The sequence below is a fragment of the Actinoallomurus rhizosphaericola genome (genome assembly GCF_024055675.1).
Taxonomy (GTDB): domain Bacteria; phylum Actinomycetota; class Actinomycetes; order Streptosporangiales; family Streptosporangiaceae; genus Actinoallomurus; species Actinoallomurus soli.
This window is the reverse complement of sequence record NZ_JAMXMW010000016.1, coordinates 94429-108282: the sequence shown is the minus strand read 5'-3', so window position 1 is coordinate 108282 and position 13854 is coordinate 94429. Positions and strand designations below refer to the sequence as shown.

General features: G+C 70.4%; 14 protein-coding genes. 6 read left to right on the top strand and 8 right to left on the bottom strand.

Going from position 1 to position 13854, the window contains the following annotated elements; genetic code table 11:
* The first annotated feature begins 9 nt into the window (after window positions 1–9).
* On the top strand, window positions 10–750 hold the full coding sequence (locus NE234_RS30780) for a DUF6082 family protein (protein WP_252784342.1): 741 nt from the start codon (window positions 10–12) through the stop codon (window positions 748–750).
* Here NE234_RS30780 and NE234_RS30775 read toward each other — a convergent pair.
* Both NE234_RS30775 and NE234_RS30770 read right to left on the bottom strand, forming a co-directional pair.
* Window positions 701–1150, bottom strand: coding sequence for an ATP-binding protein (locus NE234_RS30775; RefSeq protein ID WP_252784340.1), 450 nt, complete (start codon window positions 1148–1150; stop codon window positions 701–703). The genes NE234_RS30780 and NE234_RS30775 overlap by 50 nt on opposite strands.
* Window positions 1135–1404 (bottom strand): hypothetical protein, encoded by a 270-nt coding sequence (locus NE234_RS30770; protein ID WP_252784338.1) that lies wholly within the window; start codon window positions 1402–1404, stop codon window positions 1135–1137. Before NE234_RS30770 ends, NE234_RS30775 begins: the two co-directional genes overlap by 16 nt.
* A gap of 76 nt (window positions 1405–1480) precedes the next feature.
* On the opposite strand from NE234_RS30770, the gene NE234_RS30765 reads away from it, so the two are divergent.
* The gene (locus tag NE234_RS30765; protein ID WP_252784337.1) at window positions 1481–2350 is read left to right on the top strand and encodes a helix-turn-helix domain-containing protein; all 870 of its coding nucleotides are present in this window, start codon (window positions 1481–1483) and stop codon (window positions 2348–2350) included.
* A 330-nt stretch (window positions 2351–2680) separates the two neighbouring features.
* Here the strand turns inward: NE234_RS30765 and NE234_RS30760 are convergent, their stop codons facing one another.
* Window positions 2681–3991 (bottom strand): extracellular catalytic domain type 1 short-chain-length polyhydroxyalkanoate depolymerase, encoded by a 1311-nt coding sequence (locus tag NE234_RS30760; protein ID WP_252784335.1) that lies wholly within the window; start codon window positions 3989–3991, stop codon window positions 2681–2683.
* 371 nt (window positions 3992–4362) lie between these two features.
* Here NE234_RS30760 and NE234_RS30755 point away from each other — a divergent pair, with 371 nt between their 5' ends.
* Window positions 4363–6426, top strand: a complete 2064-nt coding sequence (locus NE234_RS30755) for a cellulose binding domain-containing protein (RefSeq protein ID WP_252784333.1) — start codon at window positions 4363–4365, stop codon at window positions 6424–6426.
* Window positions 6427–6594: 168 nt separating this feature from the next.
* Here NE234_RS30755 and NE234_RS30750 read toward each other — a convergent pair whose 3' ends face one another.
* A complete protein-coding gene (locus NE234_RS30750) occupies window positions 6595–7530 on the bottom strand; it encodes an NADP-dependent oxidoreductase (protein ID WP_252784331.1) in 936 nt (311 codons plus the stop codon).
* Between the two features lie 76 nt (window positions 7531–7606).
* Window positions 7607–8503 (bottom strand): DODA-type extradiol aromatic ring-opening family dioxygenase, encoded by an 897-nt coding sequence (locus tag NE234_RS30745; protein ID WP_252784329.1) that lies wholly within the window; start codon window positions 8501–8503, stop codon window positions 7607–7609.
* A gap of 121 nt (window positions 8504–8624) precedes the next feature.
* Between NE234_RS30745 and NE234_RS30740 the strand changes: the two genes are divergently transcribed.
* From NE234_RS30740 to NE234_RS30730, 3 genes are all read left to right on the top strand, one after another.
* Window positions 8625–9098 carry a MarR family winged helix-turn-helix transcriptional regulator gene (locus NE234_RS30740; RefSeq protein WP_252784326.1) on the top strand — a complete coding sequence of 158 codons (474 nt, stop codon included), beginning with the start codon at window positions 8625–8627 and terminating at the stop codon, window positions 9096–9098.
* 88 nt (window positions 9099–9186) lie between these two features.
* Entirely contained in the window at window positions 9187–10026 is an 840-nt protein-coding gene (locus tag NE234_RS30735; RefSeq protein WP_252784325.1) for a helix-turn-helix transcriptional regulator, read from the top strand.
* Between the two features lie 135 nt (window positions 10027–10161).
* Window positions 10162–11100 carry an SDR family oxidoreductase gene (locus NE234_RS30730; RefSeq protein ID WP_252784323.1) on the top strand — a complete coding sequence of 313 codons (939 nt, stop codon included), beginning with the start codon at window positions 10162–10164 and terminating at the stop codon, window positions 11098–11100.
* 15 nt (window positions 11101–11115) lie between these two features.
* Here NE234_RS30730 and NE234_RS30725 read toward each other — a convergent pair whose 3' ends face one another.
* Genes NE234_RS30725 through NE234_RS30715 form a run of 3 tightly spaced genes read right to left on the bottom strand, consistent with a single transcriptional unit; the run spans window position 11116 to window position 13852 of the window.
* The gene (locus tag NE234_RS30725; RefSeq protein WP_252784322.1) at window positions 11116–11739 is read right to left on the bottom strand and encodes a LutC/YkgG family protein; all 624 of its coding nucleotides are present in this window, start codon (window positions 11737–11739) and stop codon (window positions 11116–11118) included.
* Window positions 11736–13151 (bottom strand): lactate utilization protein B, encoded by a 1416-nt coding sequence (locus NE234_RS30720; RefSeq protein WP_252784319.1) that lies wholly within the window; start codon window positions 13149–13151, stop codon window positions 11736–11738. Before NE234_RS30720 ends, NE234_RS30725 begins: the two co-directional genes overlap by 4 nt.
* A 2-nt stretch (window positions 13152–13153) precedes the next feature.
* Complete coding sequence (locus NE234_RS30715; RefSeq protein ID WP_252784317.1) at window positions 13154–13852, bottom strand: (Fe-S)-binding protein; 699 nt, start codon at window positions 13850–13852, stop codon at window positions 13154–13156.
* Window positions 13853–13854 lie beyond the last annotated feature (2 nt).

The window sequence follows — 13854 nt, the reverse complement described above, 5'->3', positions numbered from 1 at the left end:
TCAAGAGGTATGAGCCGAAGCACCGGTAACCGAAGCGTCAGAGGGGCGCTCACCACGACCCTTCTCCTGCTCATCGCCCTGACGGCCGTCGCCCTGATCGGCATATCCCCGATCGCGCTGGGCGCCTTCCACGGTGCCACGGATCGATGGGAGCGGCTGAGCTTCATCGGCCAGACGTACGGCGCGGCGTCCGCCATCATCTCGGTGCTGGCGCTTGTCGGCATCGTCCTTACCTTGAGCTATCAGGCACGGGAGACGAAACTCGCCCGGGAAGAGACCCGCCGCCAAACCATCGGCGATCTCCTCAAGATGGCGATGGAGGACCCCGACCTCGACGAGTGCTGGGGCCCGGTGCCAGAACCCGACGATCCGAAAACGCGGAAGCAACTGCTCTACACCAACATGATCATCGCTGAGTGGTCGCTGTCCTTCGAGACCAGGGCTCTCCCGGAAGCCCGCCTACGCGTCATCGCGAACGAGATGTTCCAGGGGCACGTCGGGCGTGAGTACTGGAGCAACGCCCGAGAGACCCGGCTCTCCACGTCGGCGAGCCGCCGCGAGCGGCGATTCCACGAGATCCTCGATGAGGAGTACCAGCGCGCCCAGCCACCGGTGAGCACCGGACGCATCGCCGCGTCACCCATCGTCGAACCTAAGGTTCCGGTGAAGGAACGTTTGTTCTGGATGAGCACAGGCGCCGCTACAGTCGCGCTTCTCCGGATGATCCGCCGGGGCTCTGGTCGACGATAAGACGCGCGGATGACGAACAGCGCTCGAGTTCGAACCACACGGTGTTGCCGGCCCCCTGGCGGAGGACACCCCAGCGGGCCGCGAGGTTGTCCAGAAGTTCGGTCCCCCGCCCGTTGGTGGCACCGAGACCGGCGCGACACCAGCAGGGCAGCCGGGCCGAGCCGTCGTCGCGGACACTGACCCGCGCCCAGGCGTCGGTGTACTCGATGCAGACCGTGAACGTACCGCCCTCGGCCCCGCTGTCGGAGTGGTTGATGGCGTTCGTCGCCGTTTCGCTGCAGAGCAGGACGGCATCGTCGAGGCAGGGATGAGCGTCGCCGAGCGCAGCACCCACAATGCGCCGCACCCTGCGGACCTGGTCCGGCGTGCCGGGGAGTGTTTTCGTCAGCGTCTGTACCACGCCAGCTCCTTCTGGATCATGGCCGGCGCGCGCCGGTCGTCGGTGAGCGCGTATCCCCGCTGCCACATGTACGCCCAGCGGCCGTCGGACGTGAGCAGGCACGCGACGAACAGCACGCGTCGGCCGCGGGTCACCCGCAACAGCGCCGCGCCACCGCTCGTGGTGACCGGCACGGCCACCAGACCCCGAACGAGGAGCTTGTCCGCCAGACGGCGCAACATGACGCGGCATAGAGCGGTATCCTGCATGGCCATGAGCATGCGGTAGCTGTAGGTAATCCTGCAACTGCTTTGAGTCGACAGCTCCAAGATTTTTCGGAGGATCCCCACCATGCGAGAGACATCCCCCACCGCCCGTCGTCGCCGGCTCGGCGCGGAGCTGCGCCGCTTCCGCGAGGCCGCCGGCCTCACCAGCTACGAGGCCGCCGAACGCCTCGGCTGGGCGTCGAACTCCAAGATCTCCCGCATCGAGAACGGCCGCATCTCGGTCACCTGGAACGACGTCGCCGCCATGCTCGACCTGTACGGCGTAGGCCCTGGCGAGATCCGCGACCGCCTCATCACGCTCGCCCGCCGGTCGAAGGAGAAGAGCTGGTGGCAGCCTTACAGCGACCTGCTGGACAACAAGGAATACGCCACCGTCATCGACCTGGAGACCGCAGCCTCCTCAGCACGCCTATTCCATCCGCTCATGGTGCCCGGCCTGCTTCAAACGCCGGACTACGCTCGCGCGATCATCGCACGCAGCGGCCCCCTCGCCCTCGACGACGTTGAGATCGAACGACGCGTCGAACTCCGCATGGAGCGTCAGGCCGTGCTGGCCGAAGGAGGCAACATGCACGGCCTATGGGTCGTGATCGACGAAGCCGCGCTACACCGCGTGATCGGTAGTCCACAGATCATGCGTAAGCAACTCCGACATCTCAGCAGCGAGGCACGACGTCGGCCGGTAACGGTCCAAGTCATTCCCTACACCGTTGGCCCGCACGCATCTCTGGCTGGCGCTTTCGGCATCTTTTCGTTCCCGGAAGCAGATGCTGGAGACGTTGTCTTCGTTGACACCCTCGCCGGCAATCTCTTCCTCGATCGAGGGACTGACGTCCGCACGGCTAGAATCGGCTTCGATCACCTCCGCGCGTCGGCGCTCAGCGCGGCAGAGTCAGATGACTTGATCATCCGCATTGCGGAGACGTACGAATGACCGGAAGAGGAGACCGATGGCGACGAGAAACCCCGATCTCAGTCGTGCCGTCTGGCGAAAATCGACTTCCAGCCAAACTCAAAGCGACTCATGCGTCGAGGTGACAGTGGCAACGAACGTCACAAAGTAGAAGCGAAGAAATTAACGAATCCCGCTATGGGATCGCGGAGTCATGCCGGTAAGGGCACGGGGCCGGCCGGTACGCAGCGGTCGAACGCGGCCGCTTGCGACGCGGGATGGCGCTCGGTGCGGGCAGTGCTGATCCCTGGCGTCCGCCCTATCTCTCCGCTCGGCGGGCGCCAGGGATCAGCCGTTCTCGGGGTCTCCGGGTCAGGAGACCGTGCAGGCGGTTCCGTTGAGGGTGAAGGCGGACGGCGCGGCGGCGTTCCCGGTGTGGTTCGCCTGGAAGCCGAAGCTGGTCGACGCGCCCGGTGCCAGGGAGCCGTTGTAGGAGACGTTGGCCGCGGTGACCTGGCCGCTCGAACCGGTGAAGGTCGCGTTCCAGCCGGACGTGATCGTCTGGCCGCCGGGCAGGGTGAAGGCCAGGGACCAGCCGTTGATCGCCGAGTTGCCGGTGTTCTTGATGGTGATGTTCTCGGTCAGACCGGTGTTCCAGGCGCTCACCGTGTCACTGACCGTGCACGGGCCCGACCCGCCCGGCGGAGTCGGCGTGGGGGTGGGGGTCGGGGTGGGCGTCGGAGTCGGCGTCGAGCCGTCGCCGATGAGACCCATGAAGCGCAGGGCCAGCTCGCCCATTCCGGTCTGGTAGACGCCATGGCCGGCGCCCTGAACGCTGATCCCCTCGACCGGCGCGGTGGTGCCCGTCGCTCCGTACCGGGTGCGGGTCCACGACGACTGCGGGTGGTCGGTGTAGCTCGGCGTCTGGCTGACGCCGAGCACGTTGGTCCACTCCTTGATCTCCTCGCCGAAGTTGTTGTAGTTCAGCGTGGCGTCCGCCGTGCCGTGCCAGACCTCCATGCGCGGACGGGGCCCGGTGTAGCCGGGGTAGGCGGCGCGGACGAGGTCGCCCCACTGCTGCGGCGTCTTGCTGATCTGGCCGTTCGCGCAGGCGCTGTTCCACAGCGAGCCGTCGGTGGTGGCGAAGCAGCCGAACGGTACCCCGGCGAAGGCCGCTCCGGCCTTGAAGACGTCGGGGTAGTCGCCGAGCAGCACGTTGGTCATCATCGCGCCGGAGGACTCGCCCGTGGCGTACACCCGGCTCGCGTCGGCGTTCCGGTGCTGTTCCTCCCACTGGACCATCGACATGATGCCGGCGGGGTCGCTGGTGCCGTTGTGCTTGAGCGCCCCGGCCGTCGACACGTCGAAGCAGGAGCCGCTGCGGGTCGCCGAGGGGTAGACGATGATGAACCCGTACCTGTCCGCGAGCTGGGGGAACTCCGGACGGCCCGAGTACATCGCCGGGCCCGAGCCGGTGCAGTAGTGCGAGACGACGAGGATCGCCGGGTGTGCGGCGACCGAGTTCGGCACGTATTCGTACATGCGCAGGTTCGTCGGGTTGTTGCCGAAGTTCGTCACCTCGACCAGTGACGCCGCCGACGCCTGGTGCATGGACGCCAGCCCACCGGCCGCGGCCAGCAGTGCGGCGAGCAGCGTCGCCAGACCCCTTGTCTTCAGCTTCATGACCGCGTCGATCCTCCTCACGATGCGGTGGGCTGGGTGGGACAGCGCCGTGCGGTATACGGAAATCCGTTCGGTATGCCGGACGCGTCGAACGGTAAGAACCGTTCGACGGAACGGTCAACGCCGTGGGCGGGGAGGCGCCCCCGACCTGGTGTCCCGCGCGAAAGTTTCATGCCCGGCGGGCCGGACCCGGCGTATGGGGCGGGGAGCCGTCACGGGCCTCCCGGCCCCGGTACCAGGCCGGATTCCCCGGCTCCTCGACGGCGCCCGTTCGGGCCGTTCCCGGATGCCGACGAGGTCCGTTGACAGTCCTGGGGCGGGATCTCAGCATGAGGCGACCTTGATCACCGGTGATTGGACCCCTGATGAGGATGCGCCTACGTCCCGCCGTCGCCGCGGCGCTGACCGCACTGGTCGCGGCCGTCTCACCGGCCGGACTCACCTCGGCCCGCCCGAGTGCGGCCGACACGCCCGTGAAGGTCACCGTGAACGCCCGCGCGGGGCTGGCGACCATGCCCGGCACCGGGCTCGGTGTGAACGACGCCATCTGGGACGCCGAACTCGGCACCACCGCCGTGTCGGACCGGCTGGGAGCGGCCGGCGTGCGGATGATCCGGTATCCGGGCGGCTCGTACGGCGACATCTACCACTGGAAGACCAACACCGCCCCCGGCGGGTACGTCGCCCCGAACACCGACTTCGACACCTTCATGGCCTCCGTCCGGCGGATCGGCGCCCAGCCGATGATCATCGCCAACTACGGCACCGGGACGCCCGAGGAGGCGGCCGACTGGGTCCGGTACGCCAACGTGACCAAGGGGTACGGCGCGAAGTACTGGACGATCGGCAACGAGAACTACGGCAACGGCCACTATGGGTCCGGCTGGGAGGCCGACGACCACGCCGACAAGAGCCCGGCCGCGTACGCCAAGGGCGTCGTCGCGTACGCCGACGCGATGAAGGCGGCGGACCCGACGATCAAGGTCGGCGCGGTGCTCACCATGCCGGCGAACTGGCCGGACGCGGTGGTCGGCGACGGTGACGCGGCCAACTGGAACCAGACCGTGCTCTCCATCGCCGGGTCGAAGATCGACTTCGTGGACGTGCACTGGTACCCGGGCGGCACCACGGCCGGCGAGGCCCTGGCCAAGCCGGAGCAGATCGACGACGCCGTCTACCTGCTGCGGCGGCAGATCTCCCGCTACGCCGGGGCCGGCGCCGACCGCATCGGCATCAGCCTCACCGAGACGAACGTGGGCGTGGGCGAGGACACCCAGCCCGGCGCGCTCTTCCTCGCCGACGCGTACAGCGGACTGCTCGCGAACGGCGTCTTCACCGTCGACTGGTGGGACGTCCACAACGGCATCGGCACGGTCTCCACGGTTGCCGGCCAGACCGACTACGGCGACTTCGGCATGCTCTCCAGCGGAGGGTGCACGTCCGACGGCGCGACCTGCGAGCCGCCGCTCAACACGCCGTTCGCCCCGTACTACGGCCTGTCCATGATGAACCAGTTCGCCCGGCCCGGGGATCAGTTCGTACGGGCCGGCACCGACGAGGCCCTGGTCACCGCGCACGCCGCGCGCCGTCCGAACGGGGACCTCGCGGTGCTGCTGGTGAACAAGGACCCGGACAACGCCCACCCCGTGAGCATCGACTACGCCGGTTACACCCCCGCCGACGCCGCGCCCACCGTGTACTCGTTCGGCAACGGCGACACCTCCGTCCACTCGGCCCAGACCGGCAGCGCGACGAGCCAGACCCTGCCGCCGTACTCGCTGACCGCCCTCGTCCTGCACCCGGCGAGCACGCCCGCCGGCGCGCCCTCGGCGCCCGGTCTCCCGGCCGCCTCCGGGGTCACCGACCAGGCGGCGACGATCTCCTGGCCGGCGGCCGCCGCGGGGACGCACCCGATCGCCAAGTACGAGGTGTACCGCCAGAACGGCGCGGTCAGCGAGGAACTCGGCGAGACCGCGGGCACCTCGCTCACCGTCGGCAACCTCGGCCCCGGCACCCGGTACACGGTGAACGTCCTGGCCCGTGACACGGCCGGGAAGGTGTCCTGGGCCTCGCCGCCGCTGACGTTCACCACCGGCAGCCCCGCGACCAGCGCGTGCACGGTCCGCCTCACCGACCAGAACGACTGGGCCAGCGGTTACGTCGCCGGAGTCGACGTCACCGACAACGGTCCCGACCCGCTCGACGGCTGGACCCTCACCTTCACCTGGCCGACCGGCCGGCAGCAGGTGAGCAGCGGCTGGAACGCCAGCTGGACCCAGGACGGCCGGGACGTCAAGGCCACCAGCCTCGACACGAACGGGAAGCTCGCCGCGGGTGCGAGCGTGAGCATCGGCTTCGTCGGCGCCTACACCGGCCCGAACATCCCCCCAGGCGTCTTCCGCCTGAACGGCACGGTCTGCACGACCGCCGAGTGACCGCAGGAACGCCGGCACCGACGAAGCCGACGTCACCGTCCGGCCGGGCCGAGCGTAGGACCTGCCGCATGGCCTCGCCGGTGTCGACGGGTCGCGGGTGCGGCCGCCGTCGAACTTCCGGGCCGGCCACCGGCGGGAACGAACGGTGGGCGGCCCGGTCAGGTGTGATCAGGGAGCGAGCACGACCGTCTTGCCGGTCAGCCGCCCGGCGCCGGCGTCCTCATGCAGGGCGGCCAGCTCGGCCACCGGGCGGCGGGCGGCGACGTGGAGCCGGAGCCTGCCGGCATCCACCTTGGCGACGAGCTCGGCCAGCTGGGCTCCGTCGCTGCGGACCCACAGGTTCGCGCTGCGCACCCCCCGGGCGGGGTCCTCGGGAATCGGGCCGGCCGTGCTGGCGGCGACCCCGCCATCGGCGACGTAGTTCGTCAGCTGCGCGAGCTCCTCCGGGGAGACGCGCACATGGTTCACCACGACCTGGAACGGACCGCCCACGGCGGCCGGGCCCGCGGTGAGGTCGAGGGGGCCGACGACCTGGTCCGCGCCGTAGTCCCGAAGGCGGTCGGCGTGCTGCGGCGCGTCCACCGCGGTCACGTGCGCTCCCGCGTCGACGGCGAGCTGCACCACGAGGCCGCCCACCGCTCCCCCGGCCCCGTTGACCAGAACGGTCTGACCGGGCTTCAGCTCGGCCAGCTCGAACGCCGTCTGCCAGGCCGCCAGGCCGGTCAACGGCAGCGCCGCGGCGTCGACCAGCTCGGTCGTCCGGGGCGCCGGGGCCAGGGACTCGGCCGGGGCGAGCACATACTCGGCGGCGCCGCCGGCGGAGTCGAGGGGCAGCATCGCCACGACCCGGTCGCCGACCTCCAGGCCCGTCACGTCCGCGCCGAGTTCAGCGACGGTGCCCGCCAGGTCGATCCCCGGCACGTACGGGAGAGTGATCGGGATCATCTCGGCCAGGACACCGGCGCGGATGTGGTCATCGACCGGATTGAACGACGTGGCCGCCACCCGCACCAGTACCTGCCCGCTGCCGGGAGCGGGACGGTCGACGTCCTCGTAGCGCAGGACCTCGCTGCTGCCGAACTCGTGGAAACGCATTGCCTTCATGGCACTTTCCTCCAGGGTGTATTGATGTCATCGCCAAGGGATGAGGCGATCAGAAAGGTGAGGCACGTCAAGGTGCTCAGGTGAGCTGCACCGACCGGGTTGAGTTGCCCATCACCATGCGGTCGATGGCGCTCACGGCGCTGCCGGGGTCATCGGCGGCGCCGACGGTGAGCAGCAGCGGGACGAAGTGGTCGGCCGTCGGATGGGCGACTGCGGCGCTGGGTGCCTTGTTGCGGTAGTCGGTGAGGGCGTCGGCGTCGCCCCGGGCCAGGGCGTCAACGGCCCATTCGTCGAAGGCCCTGGTGTCGGCGGCGAGCTCCGGGTGGCGGAAGACGGCGAAGCTGTGCGTCATGAAGCCCGAGCCGAGAACGAGGATGCCTTCTTCGCGCAGGGGCCGCAGGCGTGCCCCGAGCTCGAGCAGAGCGCTGGGGTCGAGGCTGGGCATCGACAGCTGCACGACCGGGACGTCGGCCGCGGGGTACATGGCCATGAGCGGGATGAAGGCGCCGTGGTCGAGGCCGCGGCCGGCGAACTCGTGCACCGGCGTCGGGCCCAGCAGGCCGGTGAGCCGCCGGGCCAGGTCGGTGGCGTCCGGGGTCGCGTAGGGAAGGGTCTTGTAGCGGGGGTGGAAGCCGCTGAAGTCGTAGAAGAGCGGGGTGCCGGCCGCGGCTCCGGATATCGCGACCGGCGCCCGTTCCCAGTGAGCCGAGATGACGACGATGGCCCGGGGTTTGGGCATCGACCGGGCCCAGTCGAACAGGTCGCCGAGCCACTGCGGGTCGTCGAGGGTGAACGGGGCCCCGTGGCTGACGAAGAGGCTGGGCAGGGGACCGTCGGAGGGGTTCCACACCCGCTGCTCGCGCGCCTGTGGCAGGACCCGAGCGAGGAGGTCGTCGTACGCCGCGGCCGGTGGGGACGACGGGAAGGGGGACGTCAGGCCGTTCGGGGAGGCCAGGCTGCTCCTGGTGGTCATCGAAATCAGCTCCTTCACTTGCCTCGGCAAGTTTTTCACTTTCCGAGGCAAGTGAAAGGTAGTCCATCATGACTTGCCCAGGCAAGTGATACGAGTTGCCTGGGCAAGTATGATGGGGCTCATGAACACCCAGTCGGCCTGGCTCGACGACGACCAGCAGGACCTGTGGCAGGCGCTCCTCACAGTCGTCATCGCACTCCCGGCGGCCCTCGACCGCCAGCTGCAGCGAGGGGCGGGCATCTCCAACTTCGAGTACGGGGTTCTGGCCCGGTTGTCCATGGCCGACGAGGCCACGATGCGGCTCAGCGAGCTGGCCCGGGTCTGCGACAGCACCCAGCCCCGCCTGTCGAAGGTGATGGATCGCTTCGAAGCCCGCGGCTGGGTCGCCCGCCGACCCGACCCCAGCGACGGTCGATACACTCTCGCCACCCTGGCCGACGCCGGCCGGCAGAAGCTCGTCGAGAGCGCGCCGGAACACGTCGCACAGGTCAAGCGGCTCGTGTTCGACCCGCTCAGCGCCGCTCAGCGCCGCCACCTCGGGGCCGCACTCACCCGCATCGCCGCTACCGTGCGCCGGGAACTCGAAGGAGGCTGAGCGCCGGTATGGGGGGATCGGTGGTCCATGGATGCCTCTGACCGCAGGCGGTAGAAACGGACTGTCACCGCGAGATGAGGGGAAATCCATGATCGATCGCACCGGGCTCGCGGAGTTTCTGCGGAGTCGCCGGGGGGCGCTGCAACCCGAGGATGTCGGCCTGCCACGCGGTCCTCGTCGCAGGACCGACGGGTTGCGGCGCGAGGAGGTCGCGGCGCTGTGCCTCATGTCGACCGACTACTACTCCCGGCTCGAACGGGAGCGCGGGCCGCAGCCGTCGAGCCAGATGCTCGCGTCGATCGCGCAGGGGCTGCACCTGTCGCTCGACGAGCGTGACCATCTGTTCCGCCTCGCCGGGCACAACCCGCCGCCCAGGGGAGCGTTCAGCGAACACATCAGTCCGGGCCTGCTGCGCATTCTCGATCGCCTGATCGACACCCCCGCGGAGATCGTCACCGAGCTGGGCGAGACCTTGCGGCAGACCCCGATGGGCGTCGCGCTCACCGGCGACACGACGCGGTACACCGGACCCGCCCGCAGCGTGGGGTACCGGTGGTTCACCGACCCGGCCGTCCGGCGGCTCTACGCGCCCGAGGAGCATCCGTTCCTCACCCGCATGTACGCCTCGGGGCTGCGCGAGATCGCCACCCTCCGCGGCCGGGACTCCCGAGCCGCGCACCTCGCCGACCTGCTTCTCGCCCGCAGCGAGGAGTTCAAGCGGGTGTGGGAGGAGCACGAGGTCGGGATCCGCCCCCACCACGTCAAGCACTTCGTCCACCCGGAGGTCGGCGCCCTGGAGCTGACGTGCCAGCGGCTGGTCGACCCCGACCAGGGGCACTCGCTGCTCGTCTACACCGCCGTCCCCGGCAGCGAGAGCCACGAGAAGCTGCAGGTGCTGTCCGTCATCGGAGCGCAGGCGCTGCGATGAGCCCGCTCCGATTCCCATCAGGTGGATCGGCGATCCGTGGATAGCCGGGCCCTGAATCCGCGGGCGGCGAGGTTCGAGCATGGACTTCACACGCCGACCCGCAGCGGATTCGCCGCGGGAAGAAGGAGACCTCTCATGGCCCGCACCATCGACATCGCCATCCCCGACCTGGCCGGAAGGCTCGCCGTCATCACCGGTGCGAGCGACGGCATCGGGTTCGTCATCGCCACCCGCCTCGCCCAGGCGGGCGCCGAGGTGATCATGCCGGTCCGCAACCCGGCCAAGGGCGAGAAGGCCGCCGACCGCATCCGCGACCTCGTCCCGGGCGCGAAGATCGCCACCCGCGCCCTCGACCTGTCCTCGCTCGACTCGGTGGCCGCCCTCGTGGACCGGCTCGTGAGCGAGGGTCGCCCGATCGACATCCTCATCAACAACGCCGGCGTGATGACACCGCCCAGCCACCAGGTCACCAAGGACGGATTCGAGCTGCAGTTCGGCACCAACCACCTCGGCCACTTCGCCCTCACCCTGGGTCTGCTGCCGCTGCTTCGCGAGGGCAGGGCCCGGGTCACGCACCAGACGAGCATCGCCGCGCGCAGCGGTGCGATCAACTGGGACGACCTGAACTGGGAGCGCACTTACGACGTGCGGAAGGCATACGGCCAGTCCAAGATCGCGATCGGCCTGTTCGCCCGCGAGCTCGACGCGCGCAGCAAGGCGGCAGGGTGGGGCATCACCAGCAATCTCTCCCACCCCGGCATCTCCCCCACGAATCTGCTGGCCGCGCAGCCCGGCATAGGGCGGCAGAAGGACACCGGCGCGGTCCGCGTGATCCGCACGCTCTCCCGCATGGGCCTCATCGTCGGCACCGTCGACACCGCCGCCCTGCCCGCGCTGCTGGCCGCGACCGGCCCGGACTCGCAGGGCGGCCGGTTCTACGGCCCCAAGGGACCCGGCGGCCTCGGCGGCGCTCCCGCCCGGCAGGAGCCGTGGGCTCCGCTGCGCGACATGGACGACGCCCGCAGGCTCTGGGAGGCATCCGAGCGGCTGGTCGGCGTGCGCTTCCCCGTGTGAACTCCCCCGCACGTCTCACGGGGCCGGGGCGATGAGGACCTCCAGGGTGCGGGGGCCGTGGACGCCCTCCACGCGGTTCAGCTCGATGTCGCTGGTCGCCGACGGGCCGCTGATCCAGGTCTGGGGGCGCGCCGGGTCGAGGCGCCCCAGCGCCTCGGGGACCGTACGGACGATCTGGTCGCGCCGGACGACGCACAGGTGGTAGTCGGGGATCAGGGTGAGCGCGCGACGGCCCTGGTCCGCGGCGCCGTCCAGGACGATCGTGCCGGTCTCGGCGATCGCGACCGCGCAGCCGGTCACCACACCGTCCAGGGCGTCGAGCTCCGTCGCGGACAGGGCGGGGTCGTCGCGGACCGCCTCCACTCCCCCGAGCCACGCGGCGGGGACGCCGGCGGGCGCGGCGACCCGGCGGGCCCCGCGCCCGGCCAGCGCGTCCGCGACGGCCGCCGCCACGTCGGTGACCTCGCGCACGACCGCGCGGTAGTCGACGAGGCGGTCGATCAGCAACTCGACGACGTCCGGGCCGGTCCGGCTCCGGTCATAGGCGCGCGGCACCTCGACGTCCTCCGGCGCCTCCGTACGGGGGACGTCGGCGAGCGCCGCGCGGACGCGGGCGAGGATCCGGTCGCGCGAGCTCATCGATCACCTTCCTCGTCCGCCCGCCGCGCCCACCAGTCGCGGAACGACTCGCGGGGCGGTACGGGCACCTCACGGGTGTCGGACCAGGCCGACAGCGGCCCGGGCAGGCGGCGCGGGGTCCAGCGGCGCAGCCGGCCGGCCGTGCGCTGGGCCAGGGCCAGCCACCTCGGATCGTCCAGGACGCGGCGGGCGGCGGCCATCGCGAGGCGCTCGACCCGATGGTCCTTCGCGACGACCTTGGCGCGCAGGTCGAGCAGCACCTCGGGGATGTTGATCGCGACCGGGCAGACCTCGTAGCACGCGCCGCACAGCGTCGAGGCGTACGGGAGCGACTCCTCCAGCGGCCCGGTGAGGCCGCGCAGCTGCGGCGTGAGGATCGCGCCGATCGGCCCGGGGTACACCGAGCCGTACGCGTGGCCGCCCGCTCGCTCGTACACGGGGCAGACGTTCAGGCAGGCCGAACAGCGGATGCAGCGCAGCGCCTGGCGGCCGACCCGGTCGGCGAGCACCGACGTGCGCCCGTTGTCGACGAGGACGAGGTGGAACTCCTGGCCCTCGCTCGCCCCGGTCCACGTCGAGGTGTACGGGTTCATCCGCTCCCCCGTCGACGAACGGGGCAGCAGCTGCAGGAAGACCTCGAGGTCGCGCCAGGTCGGCACGATCTTCTCGATGCCGACCACGGAGATCAGCGTCTCGGGCAGCGTCACGCACATCCGGCCGTTCCCCTCGGACTCCAGGAGGACGAGGGTGCCGGTCTCGGCGACCGCGAAGTTGGCCCCGGAGATGCCGACCCTGGCGCGCAGGAAGCGTTCGCGCAGGTGCAGCCGGGCGGCCTCGGCGAGTGCGCGGGGATCGTCCGTCAGTCCCTCGGGCGCGGGGCGGCCCCAGGAGGCCATCCGGCCGCGGAAGATCTCCCGGATCTCCGCGCGGTTGCGGTGAATCGCCGGGACCAGGATGTGCGAGGGCAGGTCGTCGCCGAGCTGCACGATCAGCTCGGCCAGGTCCGTCTCGTACGCGCGGACGCCCGCGGCGGCCAGCGCGGAGTTCAGCTCGAGCTCCTGGGTGGCCATCGACTTGACCTTGACGACCTCCGTCTCCCCGGTCGCCCTGACCAGGTCGACGACGATCCGATTGGCCTCGGCGGCGTCCTCGGCCCAGTGCACGTGCCCGCCGGCGGCCGTGACGGCGGACTCCAGCCGTTCGAGGTACACGTCGAGGTGCCGGAGCGTACGGTCCTTGATCGCCGCACCGGCGGCGCGCAGCTCCGCCCAGTCGGGCTGCTCACCGACGACGGCCGCGCGCTTGGCGCGGATCGTTTGCGTGGCCTTGCGCAGGTTGTGGCGCAGTTGCGCGTCGCCGACCGCCCGCGCCGACGCCTCCGGGAAGGCCGGCATCCCCACGAAGGTGGCCATGGTCAATCCTCCTCCGTCGATGCGAGGATCTGGGCGAGGTGGAGGACGCGGACGCCGGCGCGCTGACGGATCAGCGAACCGCCGATGTGCATGAGGCAGGAGTTGTCGGCCGCGCAGAGCACCTCGGCGCCGGTGTCCAGGACGTTGCGGACCTTGTCGGCGCACATCGCGGCCGACACGGCGGGGTTCTTGAGCGAGAAGGTGCCGCCGAACCCGCAGCACTCCTCCGCGCCGCCCAGCGGAACGAGGGTGAGGCCGCGCACCCGGGACAGCAGATCGAGCGGCCGCGAGCCGACCTTCAGCGACCGGAGCGAATGGCAGGTCGGATGGTAGGTGACCGTGTGCGGGAAGTACGCGCCGACGTCGGTGACCTTCAGCACGTCGACCAGGAACTCCGACAGCTCGTACACCCCGGACGGCGGCGTGACGCCGAGCGTGGGGTACCACTCGCGGACCATCGCGGCGCACGACCCGGACGGCACCACGACCGCGTCGTAGCCGTCGAACACCGCGGCGAAGCGGCGGGCCAGCGGCCGCGCGTCCTCGCGGTAGCCGGTGTTGAAATGCATCTGCCCGCAGCAGGTCTGCTCCATCGGGAAGTCGACCGTGCAGCCGAGGCGCTCCAGCAGCCGTACGGTCGCCTTCCCGGTGCCGGGGAAGATCGTGTCGTTCACGCAGGTGACGAACAGGGCGACCCGCATGA